The 2772-nt window shown below is 54.6% G+C and carries 1 protein-coding gene and 1 tRNA gene; one reads left to right on the forward strand and one right to left on the reverse strand.

The window, feature by feature from the left end; all coding sequences use genetic code 11:
• Positions 1–33 precede the first annotated feature (33 nt).
• Positions 34–1968 carry a cadmium-translocating P-type ATPase gene (cadA, locus tag LHW45_11280; protein MCB5286151.1) on the forward strand — a complete coding sequence of 645 codons (1935 nt, stop codon included), beginning with the start codon at positions 34–36 and terminating at the stop codon, positions 1966–1968.
• A 595-nt stretch (positions 1969–2563) separates the two neighbouring features.
• Here cadA and LHW45_11285 read toward each other — a convergent pair.
• Positions 2564–2640: transfer RNA gene (locus LHW45_11285), tRNA-Thr, on the reverse strand.
• Between the last annotated feature and the right edge of the window lie 132 nt (positions 2641–2772).

The following is a 2772-nucleotide window of genomic DNA, read 5'->3' on the forward strand; positions in this document are numbered from 1 at the left end:
CGAATATATTATATTGTTAATTACGGAGGATTGATGAGGGTGTTGAAGAGATTCGTGGATACGCTCGCAGGCTGGAAGATGACTGTCGTGTCCGGAATATTCCTGGCCGTCAGCCTGCTGCTGTCGGTCTCGGGCATCGAGGTCTGTATCGAACCCGCGTGGATATCCGTCATCATAAGCGGCATACCTCTGCTGTATCTGTCCGTGTGGAGGATCGTCTACGACCGCGGGATCAGCAAGATCTCCTCGGCACTGCTCATAACCATCGCGATAGCGGCCGCCGTCTACATAGGAGATCTGTTCGCGGCAGGAGAGGTCGCATTCATCATGTCCATCGGTGCATTGCTCGAAGAAAGGACCGTGAACAGAGCGAAGAAAGGTCTGCGGAAGCTTATCGACCTTACCCCGGTACAGGGACGCAGGATCAGAGATGGCACGGAAGAACTCGTCCCGGCGGAAGAGATCCGCCCGGGCGACACCGTCCGTGTATTGCCGGGGGAGACCATCCCAGTGGACGGGATGATAATCAAAGGGGAGACATCCATCGACCAGTCGATCATGACCGGAGAATCGCTTCCGGTCGACAAGACGGTGGACGACGAGGTCTTCTGCGGAACCGTGAACCGTTTCGGTACCGTCGACATATCAGCCACCAAAGTCGGCGAGAACAGCTCTTTCCAGAAACTCGTCCGCATGATACGGGAGGCCGAGAACAGGCAGGCCCCAACACAGCGCATCGCAGATAAATGGGCAAGCTGGCTCGTTCCGGTCGCAGTGATTATAGCCATCGTTGCAGGTATGGCGACGAACAACATCGTCACCACCGTGACGGTACTGGTGGTATTCTGTCCGTGTGCCCTCGTCCTTGCCACACCGACCGCGATAATGGCGGCGATAGGACAGGCTACCAAGCACGGTGTCATCATCAAGTCCGGCGAGGCCCTGGAGAAGATGGGCAAGGTCGACACGATAGCCTTTGACAAGACAGGCACCCTGACATACGGCAGATCGGGGGTCAGCGATGTCATGCCCGCCTCGGCGGATACGAGCGAGCAGGAATTACTATCTATCGCGGCCTCCGCCGAATCGCGCAGCGAACACCCTCTGGGAAAAGCCATCGTCGCCCTGGCGAAGGAACGGGGCATATCGATCTCGGAACCCACGGACTTCCATATGGATGCAGGTAAAGGCATCGTAGCACGGGTGAACGGCCAGAGAGTCGTATGCGGAAGCGAGAGATACCTGCACGAAAATGTCATCTCGATCACCGATGACATCCATACCGATCTAGACGTGCTTCGCGATCAGGGAAAGGCATCGATATTGATCGCGGCCGACGGCACCTGTATCGGCGTGATAGGCATATCTGACACACTCCGTCCGGATGCGGACAGGATGATATCCGACCTTGGAAAACTGGATACCGAGGCCGTGTTGCTGACCGGAGACAACTCCAGGACCGCAGACTATTTCGCACGGAAGGTCGGGATAACCAACGTCAGGGCAGAACTCCTGCCCGGAGAGAAGGTCGACAGCATCCTATCAATACGGAAGAGTGGCAGGAATGTCTGCATGATAGGGGACGGCGTGAACGACGCACCCGCACTCAAGACGGCCGATGTCGGCGTGGCGATGGGGGACATAGGCAGCGATATAACGGTGGATGCCGCGGACATCGCATTGGTGGGAGGGGACCTATCCAAGATCCCATACCTAAAATGGCTGTCGAACACCACGGTAAGGACGATAAGTTTCAGCATTGCCCTTTCCATGGGCATAAACTTCGTTGCCATAATCCTGTCTGTGTTGCAGATGCTAACACCGACCACCGGCGCATTGGTGCACAATGCGGGATCGTGCTTCGTAGTACTGATAGCGGCGCTGCTGTACGACAGGAAATATCCGGGATTCGAAACAGCCAGACCAGAAACAACCATGACGGCACCCGTCATCAGAACGTCTGGATAAGATAGATGGCGGACCCGGCTGGGCCCGCCATCACATCCCGGAGCCGTTCGATCATTGCAAAACCGCACCGTGAACGGTTTCAACGTGACGATGGCACCTTCCTATCCAGCGGCTTGGTGGCGCATCTCAACGATCCGCTGTTGCCGTTGTGTACGCTGAAATGGACCATGTGCACTTCGATGCCCCTTTTCTCGAGTTCTGACCTCAGGTACGAATTCGGCTAAAATCTCAATTCCAAGAGCATTAAAGAACTAATTGCAACCATCCACGTCTCGCCGCTATGCTCCCGGGGCATTCGAGCATCAACACGACGAGCAAGTATTATATGAAGAAGAACGACGAAACGAGGAATGCCGTGGGGATGTTCACAGGGAATGTCGAGAGGGATGCGCAATGAGGATGTCATGTACGCAGTCCGAATCTCACGATCCGAGGCCGTGTGATCTGTGGATCGAGAGCTCCGATGGCGCAGGATCTGTTCAGTGCGGCGCGGGCCCTATGGAAAGTTTTTCCGCGACACCGATCCACAAATCAACTTATTCTGTGGTAATTGGAGAAAAATAACCCGTTTATCATAAATATATTGTAAGGATAATGGAGCCACCTGAGGAATTCGAATCCCCGACCTGCTGATTACAAGTCAGCCGCACTACCGGGCTATGCAAAGGTGGCGATATGCCAGCGAATGTAGGGCTTACTTTTATTACTTTCCATATTCAGACGTCTCTGAAGGCGTCTCGCGCATGACCGATATATTTAATAGAGGTTACGTAATCGCGAAGGCGTTGCATTCCAACGTTACCG

The organism is Candidatus Cloacimonadota bacterium (genome assembly GCA_020532085.1).
Lineage (GTDB): Bacteria > Cloacimonadota > Cloacimonadia > Cloacimonadales > Cloacimonadaceae > Syntrophosphaera.